The organism is Mycobacterium sp. E1747 (assembly GCF_001667775.1).
Classification (GTDB): domain Bacteria; phylum Actinomycetota; class Actinomycetes; order Mycobacteriales; family Mycobacteriaceae; genus Mycobacterium.
Genome location: NZ_LZJI01000237.1, coordinates 1 through 17,701, shown reverse-complemented (window position 1 = coordinate 17,701; position 17,701 = coordinate 1). Strand labels below are relative to the sequence as shown.

General features: G+C 66.0%; 13 protein-coding genes, 2 pseudogenes and 1 riboswitch. Of the genes and pseudogenes, 5 read left to right on the top strand and 10 right to left on the bottom strand.

Annotated elements, in window-relative coordinates:
• Positions 1–248 (bottom strand): annotated as a pseudogene (locus A5695_RS25285) (MmgE/PrpD family protein); the annotation flags it as partial.
• Between the two features lie 210 nt (positions 249–458).
• The gene (locus A5695_RS25280; RefSeq protein ID WP_068089042.1) at positions 459–671 is read right to left on the bottom strand and encodes a hypothetical protein; all 213 of its coding nucleotides are present in this window, start codon (positions 669–671) and stop codon (positions 459–461) included.
• Positions 672–794: 123 nt separating this feature from the next.
• On the opposite strand from A5695_RS25280, the gene A5695_RS25275 reads away from it, so the two are divergent.
• Entirely contained in the window at positions 795–2,531 is a 1,737-nt protein-coding gene (locus A5695_RS25275; protein ID WP_068089039.1) for a DUF3556 domain-containing protein, read from the top strand.
• Positions 2,532–2,568: 37 nt separating this feature from the next.
• Here A5695_RS25275 and metE read toward each other — a convergent pair whose 3' ends face one another.
• The 4 genes from metE to A5695_RS25255 form a co-directional block, all read right to left on the bottom strand.
• A complete protein-coding gene (gene metE / locus A5695_RS25270; protein ID WP_068089036.1) occupies positions 2,569–4,839 on the bottom strand; it encodes a 5-methyltetrahydropteroyltriglutamate--homocysteine S-methyltransferase in 2,271 nt (756 codons plus the stop codon).
• A gap of 140 nt (positions 4,840–4,979) precedes the next feature.
• Positions 4,980–5,225: riboswitch (cobalamin riboswitch) on the bottom strand.
• A gap of 540 nt (positions 5,226–5,765) precedes the next feature.
• Positions 5,766–6,419, bottom strand: a complete 654-nt coding sequence (locus A5695_RS25265; RefSeq protein ID WP_068089033.1) for an SDR family oxidoreductase — start codon at positions 6,417–6,419, stop codon at positions 5,766–5,768.
• Positions 6,420–6,481: 62 nt separating this feature from the next.
• Positions 6,482–7,042, bottom strand: coding sequence for a TetR/AcrR family transcriptional regulator (locus A5695_RS25260; RefSeq protein WP_068089030.1), 561 nt, complete (start codon positions 7,040–7,042; stop codon positions 6,482–6,484).
• Positions 7,043–7,144: 102 nt separating this feature from the next.
• Positions 7,145–8,194 (bottom strand): aldo/keto reductase, encoded by a 1,050-nt coding sequence (locus tag A5695_RS25255; RefSeq protein WP_068089051.1) that lies wholly within the window; start codon positions 8,192–8,194, stop codon positions 7,145–7,147.
• 173 nt (positions 8,195–8,367) lie between these two features.
• On the opposite strand from A5695_RS25255, the gene A5695_RS25250 reads away from it, so the two are divergent.
• From A5695_RS25250 to A5695_RS25240, 3 genes are all read left to right on the top strand, one after another.
• Entirely contained in the window at positions 8,368–9,453 is a 1,086-nt protein-coding gene (locus tag A5695_RS25250; RefSeq protein WP_197515618.1) for an AraC family transcriptional regulator, read from the top strand.
• Between the two features lie 278 nt (positions 9,454–9,731).
• Positions 9,732–11,360 (top strand): GMC family oxidoreductase, encoded by a 1,629-nt coding sequence (locus tag A5695_RS25245; RefSeq protein ID WP_082946297.1) that lies wholly within the window; start codon positions 9,732–9,734, stop codon positions 11,358–11,360.
• 37 nt (positions 11,361–11,397) lie between these two features.
• Positions 11,398–12,591, top strand: a complete 1,194-nt coding sequence (locus A5695_RS25240) for a cytochrome P450 (RefSeq protein ID WP_068089024.1) — start codon at positions 11,398–11,400, stop codon at positions 12,589–12,591.
• 14 nt (positions 12,592–12,605) lie between these two features.
• Here the strand turns inward: A5695_RS25240 and A5695_RS25235 are convergent, their stop codons facing one another.
• The 4 genes and pseudogenes from A5695_RS25235 to A5695_RS25220 form a co-directional block, all read right to left on the bottom strand.
• On the bottom strand, positions 12,606–13,448 hold the full coding sequence (locus A5695_RS25235) for an SDR family oxidoreductase (RefSeq protein WP_068089045.1): 843 nt from the start codon (positions 13,446–13,448) through the stop codon (positions 12,606–12,608).
• Between the two features lie 77 nt (positions 13,449–13,525).
• Positions 13,526–14,233: pseudogene (locus A5695_RS25230) on the bottom strand (TetR/AcrR family transcriptional regulator); the annotation flags it as partial.
• A gap of 11 nt (positions 14,234–14,244) precedes the next feature.
• The gene (locus A5695_RS25225) at positions 14,245–15,348 is read right to left on the bottom strand and encodes an acyl-CoA dehydrogenase family protein (RefSeq protein ID WP_068089021.1); all 1,104 of its coding nucleotides are present in this window, start codon (positions 15,346–15,348) and stop codon (positions 14,245–14,247) included.
• Positions 15,345–16,490 (bottom strand): acyl-CoA dehydrogenase family protein, encoded by a 1,146-nt coding sequence (locus A5695_RS25220; RefSeq protein WP_068089018.1) that lies wholly within the window; start codon positions 16,488–16,490, stop codon positions 15,345–15,347. Before A5695_RS25220 ends, A5695_RS25225 begins: the two co-directional genes overlap by 4 nt.
• A 104-nt stretch (positions 16,491–16,594) precedes the next feature.
• Between A5695_RS25220 and A5695_RS25215 the strand changes: the two genes are divergently transcribed.
• Positions 16,595–17,701 (top strand): aldehyde dehydrogenase family protein (locus tag A5695_RS25215; RefSeq protein ID WP_068089014.1); only part of this gene is annotated, 1,107 nt, incomplete at its 3' end.

Below are 17,701 nucleotides of genomic sequence, written 5' to 3'. Positions count from 1 at the left end.
TCGAAGATGCCCGGCGCAATCGCCGGCGCCCGCTCGAGCACCCGGGCGTCCACCCTGAGATTCAGCGCGCCGAGGTCGCCCGCCCGCAGGTCGGCCAGCGTGCTCACCGCGGCCAAAAACCTCTCCCGCTCAGCCGCGTCCACAACGTCGCCGGCGAGCTCGGTGAACTTCTGGACGTACTGCGGGCGCCGGAACGGGCGCGCGCCCAACGGATGGGCGTCCGCGACGGCCAACTCGTCGACGATCACGTCCCCGCTTTTGAGCGTGACCTCGGCGCGCTGAATCTCAGGGTGGACGCCCGGGTGCTCGAGCGGGCGCCGGCGATTGCGCCGGGCATCTTCGATGAGTGAATCGCGTGTGCGCCCGCGGTTTTACGTGCGCGCCCAGGGCGATAATTTCGCCTTGGCCTCCGTTCACGCTGAAAGCCCTCGGCGACACTCGGCCGCGAGGGCCGCGGCTTAGGCGGGTCCGCCGTATTGCCACACCAGGTTGTGCGCGCCCGTCATCGTGGGGTTGCACCACATCGTCCGGCCGTTGGCGTCCTGGGTGGTCGCGTTCAAGACGGTGCAGGAATCACCGGGCCCGGGGGGGTCGGCACCGGCGACGGCAACGGGCGAGACGGCGAGCGTCGCCAGCGCCGCCGCCGATATGACGATTCGGAGCCTGCTCATGGTGGACGCCTCCTAAGGGCCGCGCCGATCCGGTTTCACGGTATCCGGCGGCCGAGTCGCGGGCAAAGGATTCTTGCGCGGCTCGCGTGCCGCTGGCCTAGAACACGTTTTAATCTGACCACCATGGGATTTCTCAAGCCTGAGCTGCCGCAGCTCGATATGGCCGAGTGGAACAAGGGCACCCGTAGCGAGAAGATCCGGCCGATGGCCAAGCACTGGGCCGAGGTGGGCTTCGGCACGCCGGTCGCGATGCACCTGTTCTACGTCGTCAAAATCCTGCTCTACATCCTTGGCGCGTGGGTGTTCGCCTCGGCCACCAGAGGGCTCGGGGGGTTCACCCACGTCGCGTCGTGGTGGTCGGAGCCGATCGTGTTCGAGAAGGTCGTGCTGTACACGATGCTGTTCGAGGTCATCGGGCTGGGTTGCGGCTTCGGCCCGCTGAACAACCGGTTCTTCCCGCCGATGGGCTCGATCCTGTACTGGATGCGGTTCGGCACCATCCGGCTGCCACCGTGGCCGAATCGGGTCCCGCTGACCGAGGGCACCAAGCGCAAGCCGATCGACGTCGCGCTGTACGCGCTGTTCCTGCTGGTGACGTTGAGCGCGCTGTTCGCCGACGGCACGGGCCCGATGCCCGAGCTCGGCACGACGGTCGGGCTGCTGCCGGCCTGGAAGATCGTGCTCATTCTGCTGCTGCTCGGCGTGCTCGGCCTACGCGACAAGGTGATCTTCCTGGCCGCCCGGGGCGAGGTCTACGCGACGATGGCGGTGACGTTCCTCTTCGGCGGGGTGGACATGATTGTCGGCTCCAAGGTGGTGTTCCTGGTGATCTGGATGGGCGCCGCCACGTCGAAGCTCAACAAGCACTTCCCGTTCGTGATCTCGACGATGATGTCCAACAACCCGTTGGTGCGGCCCCGCTGGCTCAAGCGGCAGTTCTTCGAAAAGTTCCCCGAAGATCTGCGGCCCGGTCGGTTGTCGCGATGGCTGGCTCACCTCAGCACCGCCATCGAGATGCTGGTGCCGCTGCCACTGTTCTTCTGCCACAGCGGCTGGCCCATCACCGTGGCTGCCATCGTCATGGTCTGCTTCCACCTCGGGATCCTGGTGTCGATCCCGATGGGCGTGCCGCTGGAGTGGAACGTCTTCATGATCTTCGGTGTGCTGTCGCTGTTCGTCGCGCACGCCCGCCTGGGCCTGCGCGACCTGAGGCACCCGGTGGTGGTGGCGATACTGTTCGTCGTCATCGCGGGAATCGTTCTGTTGGGCAACGTGTTTCCCCACAAGATTTCGTTTCTGCCGGGGATGCGGTACTACGCCGGGAACTGGGACACCACGCTGTGGTGCATCAAGGGATCGGCGAGCGAGAGGATCGCCAGGGGCGTCGTGGCGATCGCCAGCATGCCGCAGGCTCAGCTGGAGCGGTTCTACGGCAGCCCGGAGGCCGCGCAAATCCCGCTTTACATGGGATATGCGTTCCGCGGGTTCAACACTCACGGTCGTGCGCTGTTCACCCTGGCGCATCGTGCGATGGCGGGCCAGAACGAGGACGACTACGTGCTGACCGACGGCGAACGCATCTGCAGCACCGCCATCGGCTGGAACTTCGGCGACGGCCACATGCACAACGAGCAGCTGATCGCCGCGCTGCAGGAGCGGTGCCACTTCGAGCCGGGCGAGGTGCGGGTGGTGCTGCTCGACGCGCAGCCCATCCACAAGCAGACGCAGGCGTACCGGCTGGTGGACGCGGCGACCGGCGAGTTCGAGCGCGGCACCGTCCGCGTCGCGGACATGGTGACCCGGCAGCCGTGGGCCGACGACGTTCCCGTCCAGGTGCTTTCGGACGTCACGCCAGCGTGACGCTCGGCGCGCAGCGCCACGCTGGCGTGACACTCGGCTAGGCGCCCGAACGCACCTCATGCGCCGCGGCGACCATGTTCTTCAGCGACGCGGTGACCTCATCGGAGTTGCGGGTCTTCAGGCCGCAGTCGGGATTGACCCAAAGTCGTTCCGCGGGAACCGCTCTCAGTGCCGCGCGCAACGACTCCGCCATCTCGGCGGTGGTTGGCACCCTCGGCGAATGGATGTCGTAGACGCCCGGCCCGACGCTGTTGGAGAAGCCGATCGAGTTGAGGTCGTCCAGCACCTCCATGTGTGAGCGCGCCGCCTCGATGGACGTGACGTCGGCGTCCAGGTCGGCGATGGCCCCGATCACCTCACCGAACTCCGAGTAGCACAGGTGGGTGTGGATCTGCGTGGAGTCCGCGACGCCGGAGGTGGCCAAGCGGAAAGACCCTACGGCCCAACGCAAGTAGTCCTGCTGATCGGCGCGGCGCAGCGGCAGCAGCTCGCGGAGCGCCGGCTCGTCGACCTGGATGACGGCGATGCCCGCGGACTGCAGGTCCACGGTCTCGTCGCGGATGGCCAACGCCACCTGGTTGGCGGTGTCCGCCAGCGGCTGATCGTCGCGGACGAACGACCAGGCCAGGATCGTGACCGGACCGGTCAGCATGCCCTTCACCGGCTTGTCGGTCAGCGACTGCGCGTAGGAGATCCATTCGACGGTCATCGGGTGCGTCCGGATGACGTCGCCGTAGAGGATCGGCGGCCGCACGCAGCGGCTTCCGTACGACTGCACCCATCCGTTCTGCGTCGCGAAGAAGCCCTCCAGCTGCTCGGCGAAGTACTGCACCATGTCGTTGCGCTCCGGCTCGCCGTGCACCAGCACGTCGAGACCAAGTTCCTCCTGCAGCTTGATGACGTCGGCGATCTCCTTGCGCATCCGCTTTTCGTACTCCGCCTGGTCGATCTCGCCGGCTCGCAGCGCGGCGCGCGCCTTGCGGATCGCGGAGGTCTGCGGGTAGGAGCCGATGGTCGTCGTCGGCAGCGGCGGCAGGTGCAGCCGCGCTTCCTGGCTGGCGCGGCGCTTTGCCGCGTCACCGCGGTGGGTGCCGGTGGCGACGATCGCGTGGATGCGAGACCGCAATTCGTCGTTGTGCAGCCGGGGATCGCTCTTGCGGGAGGACACCGCGGCATTGGACGCCGCGATCTCGTCGGCGACGGCCTCGCGCCCGTCGCGCAGGGCGCGCGCGAGCGTCACCACCTCGGCCACCTTCTCCTGCCCGAACGCCAGCCAGGTGCGCAGCGCGTCGTCCAGATCGTTCTCCGGTTCCAGCGAGTACGGCACGTGCATCGTGGAGCATGAGGTCGAAACCGCCACGGCGCCAGCCGAACCCGCCAGGGTGGCCAGTTTGCCGAGCGCCGCCGCCAAGTCGGTGCGCCAGATGTTGCGCCCGTCGACGACTCCGGCCACCAGGGTCTTGCCGGACAACTCCGGGATGCCCGCCACCGCCACGTCGGGGCCGTACACCAGGTCGACGCCGATCGCCTCGACCGGGGTGCGGGCCAGCCCGGCCAGGGAGGCGCCGGGATTACCGAAGTAGGTGGCGACGTAGATGCCGGGGCGGTTGCCCACCTTGCCCAGCGCGTTGTAGGCGGCCTCGGCCAGCGCCGGGGCATCGGGGGAGATGTCGGTCACCAATGCCGGCTCGTCGAACTGCACCCACTGCGCGCCGTTGTCCGCGAGCAAGGGCAGCAGCTCCGAGTAGATTCCCACCAGCTGCTCAAGCCGCTCGATCGGCGCGCCACCGCCGTTGACCGCTTTGCTCAAGAGCAGGAAGGTGATCGGCCCGATCACGACCGGGCGGGCGGGAATGCCCTGTTCCAGAGCCTCTTTTAGCTCAGAGAGCACCTTGTCGGGGTTGAGCGCGAACGTCGTCGTGGGCTCGATCTCGGGAACCAAGTAGTGGTAATTGGTGTCGAACCACTTGGTCATCTCCAGCGGCGCCACATCGGAGTTGCCCCTGGCGGCGGCGAAGTAGCGGTCCAGGTCGTCGGGCAGCTGGGCGGCCCGTGCCGGCAGGGCGCCGAGCATGACCGCCGTGTCCAGCATCTGGTCGTAGTAGGAGAACGTGTTCACCGGGACGGAGTCCAGGCCGGCGGCGGCGAGGCCGGCCCACATGTCGCGCCGCAACGTGGCGGCGACCGATTCCAGCTCCGAGCGACTGGTGCGTCCGGCCCAGTAGCCCTCGGTGGCGCGTTTGAGTTCGCGCTTCGGGCCGATGCGCGGGGAGCCGACGACCGTTGCGGTAAATGGTTGCGGGGTCACGATATCTTTCGTCCTTCAATCGACGGGGTGGTCACCGCCCACGGACGCAAGCCAATCCGGCCGCGGTGGCACCTGTAGTACATAAACCGCAACCGGCGCAGCCAAACGCCCATTCCACGAGGCGATGAGCCGCCGGGCGCGGCGCGCCCGGCACAACTGGCAGGTCTTCGGACTCGCAGGCGCGCACCGGCTGGTGCTCCTACGCCCGGTCGACGATGCGACCCGAAAGCCGCTGTGGAGCCGGACAGTTCCTACTGGCCGTCGCTTCCCGGTCTTGCGACCAGTGCTTGGGTGACGGCGGTCGTTCCTGCATACCGCTGCGGGACAGTCCCGGGCTCTCACCGGGTTCCCTCTCGCGAAGCGTTACCAACCCGCCTCGCTCGATGCCGAAGTCGCGTGGTGCGGCGACGGCAGACCAGCTGCGTGGCGGAGTTTACAGCGTCGAACGTCACGGCGAAGCGGTGGCGCGCGGCCGGTTAGCGCCCCCGTCAAACACAGCGCGGAACCGTCCGGCCTGCTACAAATGCCTCACCACCAGAAAAGGAATCCCAAACATGAAGACGAGAGTATTGACGTCCACATTCGGCGCTGCGGTGGCGACCTTGGCTGCTGGTGTCATGTGGACCGCGCCATCGGCCTCGGCCGGCACAGACTTCTGCAATGGGCTCCCGCCCAAGGACGCTCACGATTGCAATTGCGGCTTCGACTTCGCCCCCGGTAGTCCGGAGCTTCAACAGTGCCTATCGGGAAAGGCGCCTGCGCCCGTTCCCGCGCAACCTTAGGCACGGGGCACCGACCGGCGCTAAGCCCTCGGCGCGAGGCCCGCGTCATTAGCGGCAGCTTGCTCGGGTCGGCGCTCAGGGCGGATCCCGCCTCGTCGGGCAAAGACCGACAGTCGGCAAGCTTCCCACGCGTCACCTCTGCGGTCAGCGTTTCAGCGCTTCGGCGATGGGCACCCCGGTCGTGTCCAAGCCGTTGTTGAAGTCGATGGTTCGCCCGACGGTCGAGTCGTCGGCCAGCGCGGCGGCTATGACCAGCGCGACATCGGCGCGGGAGACCTCAACTTTGCCCCTGCCCAACTCGATGCGGCCGGTGGCCGGTTCGAGGGTGAGCCGCCCTGGTCCCAGCACTGTCCAGTTCAGGTCGCTGGCGCGCAGGTGCGCGTCCGCCGACGCCTTGGATTCCGCGTAGGGGAAGAACGGATCGTCTGGCGGTACACCATGATTCGGGCCGGCACCGAAGTACGACACCATCACGAACCGCTTGACGCCGGCCTGCGCGGCGGCGTCGATCACCCGAATGGCCGCATCGCGGTCGACGGCGTAAGTCCGCGCCGCGTTGCCGCCGCCGGCCCCGGCGGAGAAGACGACCGCGTCGTGGCCGGCCAGCAGAGTGGCCAGCGGGCCCGTGTCGAGTCGCTCAATGTCGGCAACCACCGGGTGGGCGCCGGTGGCCGCGACGTCGTCAGAGTGGTCCGGATTGCGGAAGACCGAGGTCACCTCGTCGCCGCGTTCGGTCAGGATGGGGGCCAGTTCAAGCGCGACCTTGCCGTGCCCGCCGATGACGATGATCCGTGCCATGCCCCCCGACGGTAGTCCTGTAAATCCCCGGCTGCGCTCAGGTGGCGACGCCGTGGCCGGCGTCAGCTGCGCTGCAGTCCGTGAATGGCGAGTTCCATGACTCGTTTCGCTTGCCGCTTGCCCTCTGCACCATCCCCGACCCGCCAGAGGAAGCTCATGAGCAACACGACGTCCGCGGGATCAAGGTCGGACCGAAGTGATCCGTCCGCCGCGCAGGCATCGAGCAATTCGCCGGCTGCTGCGACGAGCGGGGCATAGGTCTGGCTGACGACATCCTCGGCCGCCGCACTGTCGAGCGCCTCGCCGAGTCCGTGTTTGACGCGAACATATTCGGCGAGCTTGAGGAACCATGCGCGTAACGCATCCAGTGGCGGGTGGGCGCGCAGCAATCGAGGTACCGAACTCACCAGCCGCTGGACGTCGTGACGGTATACCGCGAGGATCAACGCTTCGCGCGTTGGGAAGTGGCGGTATAGAGTTCCTGCTCCGACGCCTGCGCGTTTGGCGATCTCATTCATGGACGTGGTTCCTGACTCGGCAAACGCGTCATGTGCAACATCGAGGATCAGCTGCCGATTTCGCAACGCGTCGGAACGAATTGGGACGACTCTCTCGCCTGCCACAGGCCCTCCCCGCCCGACGAAGACTAATCACATCGCGGTATCGAGCATAAGCTGCGTTTGCGGCCGGAACGTGTTGCCGCTCAGCGTTCGATTCCGCTGGCACTAGCGGACAAAAGACAGCTGAGGTATCTGCGCCGCGACCGCCCGCAATTGAGCATCGTCGGAGATCCCTTGGAAGTCGTAGCGGGGAGTGTACGGCGCCTCTACCATCTGCATTTCGTCCTGGGTGAGCTCGACAGCCAACGAGGCAACAGCATCATCGATTTGCCCGACGCAGCTTGCCCCCACGATTGGTGCCGCCACCGCGGGTTTGGCACGCAACCAGGCCAACGCCACTTGTGCGCGGCTGATGCCACGTCCCTCGGCGATAGTTCCGACGGCATCCACAATGGCAGCGTCGGATCGCGGGTCGTGGGTCGCGTAGAGCAAATCGGCGAATCCGTCGTTCGACGAGCGTGCGGTGGTCTTTGCGTCCTGCGGCGCTCGAGCAAGTCGTCCGCGCGCCAATGGGCTCCAGACAATCATCCCCACGCCCTCGTCCAGGCAGAGGGGGATCATCTCGCGTTCCTCTTCGCGGGCGAGCAGGTTGTAGTGATTCTGCATCGACACGAATCGCGCCCAGCCATTTGCGCGTTGCACGTGGAGGGCCTTGGAGAACTCCCATGCCGGCATCGATGACGCGCCGACATAGCGAACCTTGCCCGCCTTCACCAGATCGTGCAGGGCCTCGAGCGTCTCCTCCAAAGGTGTGGTGTGATCATTGCGATGAATCTGGTAGAGGTCCACGTAATCGGTGCCGAGCCGACGCAGCGAATGGTCGATCTCCGTCATGATTGCCTTGCGGCTCAACCCCTTTCCATTGGGGCCCGGACGCATGGGGTGCCTCAACTTGGTGGCGATGACCACATCGTCGCGGTCGGCGTAGTCATGCAGTGCACGACCGAGGATCTCTTCGCTGGAACCCTGTGAGTACATGTTCGCGGTATCGAAAAAGTTGATGCCGGCCTCGATTGCGTGCCTGATCAGCACCCGAGACTCCGATTCGGGCAATGACCACACCGGGTGCCCCCGCTGGGGGTCGCCGTAAGTCATGGCTCCTATCGCGATGGGAGACACATCGAGTCCTGTATTGCCGAGTTTGATGTAACGCACGAGCACTCCTACTAATCGACTTAGCGGAGAGTTCTCCGCTATCGCTGACCGAAGCTACCGGAGAGCTCTCCACTTGGCAAGGGTGCGGATTGGCAGGTAACCCCTCTGTACCGTCGTCCGTGTTGGCCGCAGTTGATCACCGCGCTCCATCAGGGGTGGGTGTCATGCTCGGGTTGCACGGCTGGAATCCGCGGCAAAACATTGAACCGCCGACCCCGCTCGGCCGTACTTGCAGAGGAGCGGTTGTGTCGACCGAGAGGGGAACGATGGCGCAGGTAGCTTCCGATGGCGACGGATCGACCACCTTTAGCACCCGCTCCCCGGAGCATGCGATCCATCTTTGTGAGTCGGCGTTCCATTCCCACAAACTTCGCCTGCTCGGTCCGTCGAAGGGCTTCCGCTTCACTCAACGACTCGTGCAGGTCGGGCCCATCACGTTGGCCGACCTCACCTACGACACCGACGTATCGCTCGGTTTCGCGGAGGGGCGCGACAGCTACTACGTACACATTCCGATTCAGGGTCGGCTTGAGTCGCAGCACCTTGGGCGGGAGCTGGTGTCATCTCCGACGACCGCGTCGATATACCGGCCCGATGCCGACATGGCGGTGACACGATGGCCCGGCGGCAGTCGTCACCTGGGGGTCAAGATCGATCGACTGGTTGTCGACACCGCGCTCGAGACCCTTCTGGGGCGCCGGCTGGACGCGCCTGTCGCCTTCGACCCGACGTTGCCCCTCACTGATGGCCCCACCCGGAGCTGGGTGAGTCAGCTTTTCTGGATGAACCGCGAACTGGGCCGTGTCGACAACCCCATGCGGCACTGGGCCGTTTCAGACCGGCTGGCGGAGAGCCTCGTCTACGGTTTGCTCTTGGTGGCGAACCATCCCTACCGCGAGGAGTTGGCCTCCTCGGTGCGGCCCGCCAGACCGGCGGCTGTACGCACAGCGATGGACATCATCGAAAGAGCGCCGCAGTCGGGGCTGTCGACGGCGGCGCTGGCCCGGCAATGCAACGTGAGCGTGCGGGCGCTGCAGGAAGGCTTCCGGCGACATCTCGGGATGTCGCCGATGGCTTACCTTCGTGCGGTCAGGCTCCGGCGTGCGCATGCCGACCTGCGTTCGGCGCACTCTTCGCAAACCACCGTCGCGGCCGTCGCCCAGCGCTGGGGGCTGGGCCACCTCGGCCGGTTCGCCGCTGCCTACCAAGCAACATTTGGTGAGACGCCCGTCCAGACCCTTCGTGGACGCGCCAACTGAGCGCTCTATCCGGTTAACTGACCGTCCGAATTCGTCATTTGCCTGGCGGCATGTCTTGTGTAATCGGTTGTGCGCGTTTGTCGCTTTCGCCAAGGGAGACGGGCTTGTCCCGTTCGACCTATCCGCAAAACGCGGAGCGGGAGCCGGTCAGCGCGCCAGTCCCCGTCGGACGTCACCCTTCATCACACCGGTGAGGTAGCCATGAACCATGGCTCAAATGACGCGGTTTCAATAACCGTCGATTACTCGCCTTGCCGGCTCAAGGGAATGAGGACGAAATGACATCGGCAACTGATGAAAAAGGCTTTCTCGCAGCCGTCTTCGCGGACCGCGTGCACCGCAATCAGAGGCGACTTGCTGCCAGACTGAAGCCGCAATACGACTTCATCGTGTGCGGCTCCGGCTCTTCTGGGTCCGTGGTGGCCCGCCGGCTGGCGGAAAACCCGAGCGTCAGCGTCCTCGTACTCGAGGCCGGTGGCTGCGACGAGGGGCCGGAGATCAGGCAACCGGAGATGTGGCTGGCAAATCTGGGAAGCGAGCGCGACTGGAACTTCGTCGCCGAACCGAATTGCCACTTGAACGGGCGGGCCATTCCGTACTCGATGGGAAAGGTCTTGGGTGGCGGTTCAAGCATCAATGTCATGGTGTGGGCGCGGGGTCACCGAAACGACTGGAATTATTTCGCCTCCGAGACCAAGGACCCGCAATGGAACTATGAATCGGTGCTGTCGATCTACCGAGCAATCGAGGACTGGCAGGGTGTCCCCGATCCGGACCGCCGAGGCACGGGTGGGCCGGTACACGTCGAACCCGCGGCCGAGCCCAGCCCCATCGCGCATGCGGGACTCGCGGCGGCGAACTGTCTTGGCATTCCGACCTTCCCGAGCCAAAACGGTGAGCTGATGGAGGCACAAGGCGGCGCGTCGATCGTTGATCTGCGTATCCGTAATGGGTTGCGCCAGTCAGTTTTTCGCACTTACCTCTATCCGCTGATGGATCGGCCGAACTTGACGGTCCTGACGGGCGCGTTGGTCACCGGAGTGGCACTTGACGGCGGTCGCGCCACCGGTGTGGAGTTCGTACTGGACGGCCACTTGCACCGCATCGGTGCGAAATCCGAGGTGGTTCTCTCGCTTGGAGCGATTCATACACCCAAGGTCCTCATGCAATCCGGGATCGGTGACCAGAATGAGTTGCGGCCGCACGGCATTCCGGTCGTACAGCATTTGCCGGGCGTCGGACGAAACCTACAGGACCACCCGGGCTTCTCGTGCGTCTGGGAGTACCAGGAACCGTTGCCCTGGCGCAACAGCGGTGGAGAAATGACCGTTTTCGCCCGGAGCGACTCCGGTTTGCGCACGCCGGACCTTCAGGCCTATCAGCTCGAGTTTCCGTTCTCGAGCCAAAAGAACGCCGAGCGATTCGGCTTACCGGAGTCAGGCTGGAGCATGTATGGCGCGGTGGTGCGTCCGAAAAGTCGCGGGCAGATTCGTCTGTCCGGGCCGAACCCGGGCGACCCGGTGCGGATCCACGCCAATCTCCTCTCGCACCCCGACGACCTCACTGCCGCGGTGTTGTGTCTCGAATTGTGTCGCGAACTTGGCAATTCGGGGCCTCTTCGGAGATTCAGCAAACGCGAAGTTATGCCGGGGAGCCTCAACAAAGCTGACCTGGCGCTCTTTATCCGCAACGAGGCCACGACTTATCACCATCAGACAAGCACGGCCAAGATGGGTCGGGACAGCATGTCTGTGGTCGATGGCTCGTTGAAAGTGTATGGCGTGGAGGGTCTTCGGATCGCCGATGCGTCGATCATGCCTCGGGTCACCACCGGGAACACCATGGCTCCGTGCGTCGTCATCGGCGAGCGTGCCGGGCAGATTTTGCGGCACGCGCACGCGTTGTGAGTCGACTGGAGGGAAGTGCGGGATGACTTCGAAACCCATGGTGGACCTGACCGGTAGCTTCACCACACGGATGCACGAGGTACTGGGCGAGGCGGCGCGGCGTGGCCCGCTGGCCACGGATGAGATCACAGGCGCCACCGTTGTGCTGCGGCAGCGCGACGTCGAAGCGCTTGCCCGCGATGAGCGGCTGAACGGAATCGGGCTGGCGCTGTTCGATCTGATGGGGATCAGCGACGGCCCCTTGCGTGGCTGGTACAGCCGGCTGTTGGTCACCACCGAGGGCGACTATCATCGCCGCCTTCGATCGCTCGTCTCCCGGGCCTTCACGCCGCGCTCGGTCGAGGAACTGAGGCCGACCGCCGCTGAGTTGGCCGCCGACGCCATCGCTTCGGCAACGCGGGACGGCGGAGATCTGGTGGCTGCCTGTGCCGGCCTGTCGACCCGGCTGATTTGCCGCCTCCTTGGCGTTCCGGATAGCGATGTCAGTGCATTCTCGCGATGGGGGGATGCGTTGAGCCCGGTGTTCTACGTGATGACCCCTGACCAGATCGCGGAGGCAACGAGAGCGATTGTCGAATTGCGTCGCTATGTTGCGGCGTTGGCGCAGCGTCGGACCGAAGATCCAGCTCCGGACCTGATCACCGGTTTGCTGACCGCGGAGGCCGATGGGGACAGGCTGACTCGGGACGAGACCGTGGCGATGATCGCGAATCTGCTTGTCGCCGGCCATGACACGACCGGAAGTCAAATCCCATGCAGCCTGCTTGTCACGTTGCAGCACCGCGACCGGCTCGATGGGGTAGCGGGGGATGATGCGCTGCTGGCCAGCGCGGTCGCCGAGACCATGCGCATCGAGCCCAGCATCCCCCTGATTCCGCGCACCGCCATTGCGCCGATCGATTTGCACGACACGACCATCCCGGCAGGATCGATCGTCTTGTTGTGCATCGCCTCGGCATGCCGGGACGGGTCGGCGTGGCACGAGCCGGACCGGTTCGACCCGGGGCGCTTCACGCGTCCCGGGATGCCCCGGCTGATGAACTTCGGTGCCGGAGCGCACTACTGTCTGGGTACCTCACTTGCAAAGGTCGCGGTGGAGGAGTGCGTGCGGGCGGCTCTCGCCGCGCGGCCCTCACTGCGCCTGGCGGAGGACCCGGCCGAGATTGCGTGGCGCCGCGTACTTGGGCGCAGCCCAGAGCGGTTGCTCGTCGATCCAGACTCGGCGGTCTGAGCGCCCATCGCCCCCTAGAGCTTCACGCGCCCCATGATGATGTCGATGATCGGCTTGCCCGGCGGGTAGGCGTTGGTCAGCGAGGCCATCGTGTGGCCGTAGTCCACCAACAACGTGATGCCGCTGATGCCGAAGGCGGCGGCGCTGTTGAGGAACGCCATCACGTCGCCCATCTGCTCCGGGGTGTGCACCTTCGAACCGGTCTCGTCGCGGTAGTCCTGCGCGAAGGTCAGCCAGAGGTCGGCGTTGGCCTGGGCCAGGGGGGTGTCGGTGGGGCCGGGGCAAATCGCGTTGATGCGGATGCCCTTTTTCAGCAGCGGGTAGCCCTGGGTCGCGACGTAGGCGTTGACCACCTTTTTGGAGAAGCCGTAGTGGATGATGCCTTCGGCTTCGTGCGCCTTGACCCACTCCTGCGCCGAGGCGAAGCCCGGCGTGGCGAGGAACTCCGTCAGCAGGTCCAGGTCGTTCTCCCAGCCCATCCCCGCGACCGAGGAGATGAAGCAGATCGCCGAGCCCGAGGGCAGCTGGTTGTTCTCGAGGAGCCGGTCAATGAGGTGGCGGTGGCCGGTGAAGTTGATCGCCATCAGGTCGGTGGTTCCGTCGGCGATCCCGGCGGCCGAGAACAGGGCGTGGACCGGACCGTCCAGCTGCTCGATCGCGGTGTTGATCGACGCGGGATCGCGCAGGTCCACCTGGATGGGCTGGGCGACGTCGTAGTTCACCGGCGCGTAGTCCATCACGATCACTTCGGCGCCGAGTTCGGCCGCTGACTTGGCCGCGGCCGCACCCATGCCGGTCGCGCCGCCGACGACGAGAGCCCGCTTGCCGTCGTAGCGCAACCGATCGACAATAGTCATGGAAATCCCCTTCTCGTTCACCGCCAACGCAGTTCTAATTGCCCAACTGTAGGGGTAACAGTTTTTTGGTTCAACACCTATCCGGCGCGAACCGCGACGCCACGCAGAACCGTGTCGCGGACGTGCACCAGCGCCGCGCGCTTGCCGATCTCGGCAAGGATGTTCTCCGGTATCCACTGCAGGCCGATGACACAGCGTGCCAGCATCGCAGTGGACGCCGCGTCCACGCTGATCTCACCCGATCGGATGCCTTCGGACAGAAGCGTTTTCATCTGCCGCAGGCGCGTCGCGTATAGCCAGCCCGGGTTGGGAGTGTCCGGCGGTGACTGACGCATCCAGGCGAGTTGAATGCGGAATTCGTCGGAGAACCGATCGAGGGCATTGATGTTGACCCAGCCCAGCGCGTCCAGCTTCTCGATGGGCGTGGCATCCGACCGCAGCACGCTGACCCAACCGGCCTCGACCTTGCGGCCGAACGATTCCATGATCGAGGCGAGAAGTTCGTCCTTTGACCCGATGACCCGGTAGACGGTTCCCGTCCCCAGGCCGGCCGCGGAGGCGATGTCCCGGATGGTGGTGGCCTCGTAGCCCTTGCGGCCGAATTCCGTTCGCGCCACCGCGCGGACGTGCGCCGCCTTGTCGCTGGGGTCGGCGTCGCTGTCGTCCGACCAGGCCTCGATGACTTCCCTGGCGGCAGCGAAGGCGTTGGACAGGTCCAGCGTCGAATCGGTTGGCGGCCGGGTTGCCAGCCCCTGCAACATGATCCGGCAAAGCAGTGCCGCCACCTCGATATCCATCACCGGTGGCCCCTGTCCGCAAGGCGCGCACCGAGTTCGGTGAGGTATCGATCGGGTCCGGCCAGGAACGCGCTCCAGCCGAGCAGGCGTTTGAGGTAGAGGTGCGCGTCATGCTCCCAGGTGTAGCCGATCCCACCGAACACCTGGATGGCCGTGTCGCCCACCGTGGCCAGTCGCCCGGCGAACGCCTTCGTCCGTACGGCGGACTGGCGCCGCTCGTCATCGTCGGCGTTGTCGGCAGCCCAGAGCGCGTGGATCACGCCGCTGCGGCCCAATTCCACGGTCTCGAACATATCGACGCACAAATGCTGGACCGCCTGGAACGAACCGATCGGCTGCCCGAATTGTGTTCTGGTTTTGGCGTATTCGATGGCCGCGGTCATGACGGCTCGCGCGGCACCGAGCGCGTCGGCGGCCTTCGCGATCAGCACGTCGTCGATCACCGCGGCGACGTCCCCGGGGGAGGCCGCGGCCAGTCGCTGGGCTGGCGCTGAGTCGAGCGTGACCCGGAACTGCTTGCGGGTCTGGTCGATACCACGCTCGGGCACGATCGAAACACCCGGCGAGTCGGTGCGCACCGCGAAAAGCCCTTGACCGCCGCCGTTCTCGGCCAGCACCAACAGCACGTGCGCGGCGGCGGCGTCGGGTACGGCGGTGATCGCGCCCCGCAGGACGTCGTCGCCACCCTGCCTGCTCGCGGCGACCGAAGCGGTTTTGGCGTCGAGGAAGCAGACGGTGGCGATCATGGTGCCGTCGGCGATCCCGCTCAACAGCTCGGCCGCGGCGTCGATAGGCCCGAGTCGCGTCAGCGCCCGGGCGGCGGCGACCGCGGTCGACAACCACGGCCCCGGATGCAGTGCGGCACCGAGCTCTTCGGCCACGATTCCGGCCTCGACCATCGTCATGCCCGCGCCGCCGTAGGCCTCCGGCACCAACAGGCCGGTGGTCCCGAGGCCGGCCAGGCCGCGCCACACCGGTTCGGTGCTGCCGGTGGGGTCGTCGAGCAGCGGGCGCACATGCTCGGCGATGGAAGCCTTTTCGGCGAGATAACGTCGGGTGGTGTCGCGCAGCGCGACCTGCTCGTCGGAGAGTTCGAGGTTCATTTGCGCGGCAACCCGAGTACCCGCTGGGCGGTGATGTTCTTGTTGATCTGACTGGTACCGCCCGCAATGGTCAGCGAGCGCGACGTCAGGCGGTAGTTCGCCCACGGCGCGCCGGCACCGCTCGCGCCCAGCACGTCGAAGGCCAGCGCGGCCATGTCTTGTCCGATCTCACCCCACACGGTCTTGGCGAGGCTGGCCGATCCGAAGGCGTCACCGCCATGCAGCGTGGCCGAGATCGACCGCTGGCACAGCACTTCCAGATACTTGATGCGCAGCGCGATTTCGCCGAGCCGTCGCAGCACCACGGGGTCTTCGAGCGCATCGGTGTGCGCGGCGATGTCGTCGGCCAATTCTTCGAGCCGCACTTGCATTTCGGCGTACAGCCGGGCGGCCCCAGCCCGCTCGTGACTGAGCGTGGTGGTGGCCACCTGCCAGCCGGCGTTCAGCGGACCGAGCAACGCGTCCGTCGGCACGCGCACGTCGTGAAAGAAGACCTCGGCGAAATCGACGTCGCCGTTGAGCGTGACCAGCGGACGGACTTCGATGCCCGGCAGTGTCATGTCGACGATCAGACAGGAGATGCCCTCGTGCTTGGGTGCTTCGGGGTCGGTGCGCACGTAGAGCTGGCACCAGTGCGCCCGATGCCCGAGCGATGTCCAGATCTTTTGACCGTTGACGACGAAGCCGTCACCATCGCGCACCGCGCGGGTGCGCAGTGCGGCGAGGTCGGACCCCGCTTCCGGTTCCGACATCCCCTGGCACCAGATGTCGTCGGCCCGCATCATGCGGGGGAGCAGCGTGAGCTTCTGCGACTCCGTTCCGTACTGCATGATGGCCGGTGCGATGTTGTTGAGCCCAATGACGTTGAGCGGCATCGGGGCTCGGGCCCGTGTGGTTTCCTCGGTATAGACGAGTTGCTCGAGAACCGTCGCGCCGCGGCCGCCGTACTCGCGAGGCCACGACACCGCGGCCCAGCCCGCGTCGGCCATGGTCGCGCTCCAGGCGCGCAGCATCTCGAAGGCAGCGTCGTCGCGTCCGGCCGGCCGACGGGCGGCCACCAGCTCGTCGGTCAGGTTCTTCGATAGCCAGTCGCGCAGCTCAACGCGGAACTCATCCACTTCCGCCGGGTATGAAAAGTCCACTTTCCCCCCAGTGACGAGGCCCGTAGGGGCTGTTGCTTGCCAATCGGCTAGTTTCCGGTAAGGCTCTCTGTAGCCCTTCAACGACTCAGAAGAGAGTGACAGAGATGACCGAGGCTGTAAAGGTGCGGTTCGAGCCGAAGATGATGATCGACGGCCAGCTCGTCGACGGGCAAGCCGGCACCTTCACCAACATCAATCCGGCGACCGAGGAGCCGCTCGGAGAGGTGGCCGACGCGTCCAAGGAGGACATGAACCGGGCGATCGACGCCGCCCGGCGCGCCTTCGACGAGAGCGACTGGTCGACCAACCGCGAACTGCGCAAACGGTGCCTCCTGCAGCTGCACGAGGCGATCGAGTCGGAGAAGGACGAGCTGCGCGAGGAACTCATCCTCGAGGCGGGCTCGCCGCGCGCCGTCACCTTCGGACCCCAGCTGGACGCCCCGCTGGAGGACGGGCTGAAGTACCCCGCCAGGCTGATCGACGAATACGCCTGGGAGACCGACCTCGGTGACAAGGTGATCAGCCTGACCGGCACCCTGACCACCCGCAAGGTATGGCGCGAGCCGGTGGGCGTCGTCGGGGCCATCGTGCCATGGAACTTCCCGTTCGAGGTCACCCTCAACAAGCTCGGCCAGGCGCTGGGCACCGGCAACACCGTGGTGCTCAAGCCCGCGCCGAACACCCCGTTCAACGCGACCCGGCTGGGCCGGTTGATCACCGAGAAGACCGACATCCCCCCGGGGGTCGTCAACGTCGTGACCGTGTCGGATCACTTTGTGGGCGAGGAACTTACGCTTTCGCCCAAGGTCGACCTGATCTCGTTCACCGGCTCGACCGTGGTAGGGCAGCGGATCATGGAAAAGGGGGCCGCCACCATGAAGCGGCTCTTCCTCGAGCTCGGCGGCAAGTCGGCCACCATCGTGCTGGAGGACGCCGATTTCGCAATGGCGTGCGCGATCGGCATCGCCCCCTGCATGCACGCCGGACAGGGGTGCGCCAACCCCACCCGGATGTTGTTGCCGCGGTCCCGCTACGACGAGGGCGTGGAGATCCTCAAGAGCATCTACGAGAACGTCACGTGTGGTGACCCGCAGGACCCCGGGACCCTGTGCGGTCCGGTGATCTCGGAGGTGCAGCGGAACCGCGTGATGGGCTATATCCGCACGGGTGTCGAAGAGGGCGCCACGGCGCTCGTTGGCGGGCCCGACGCG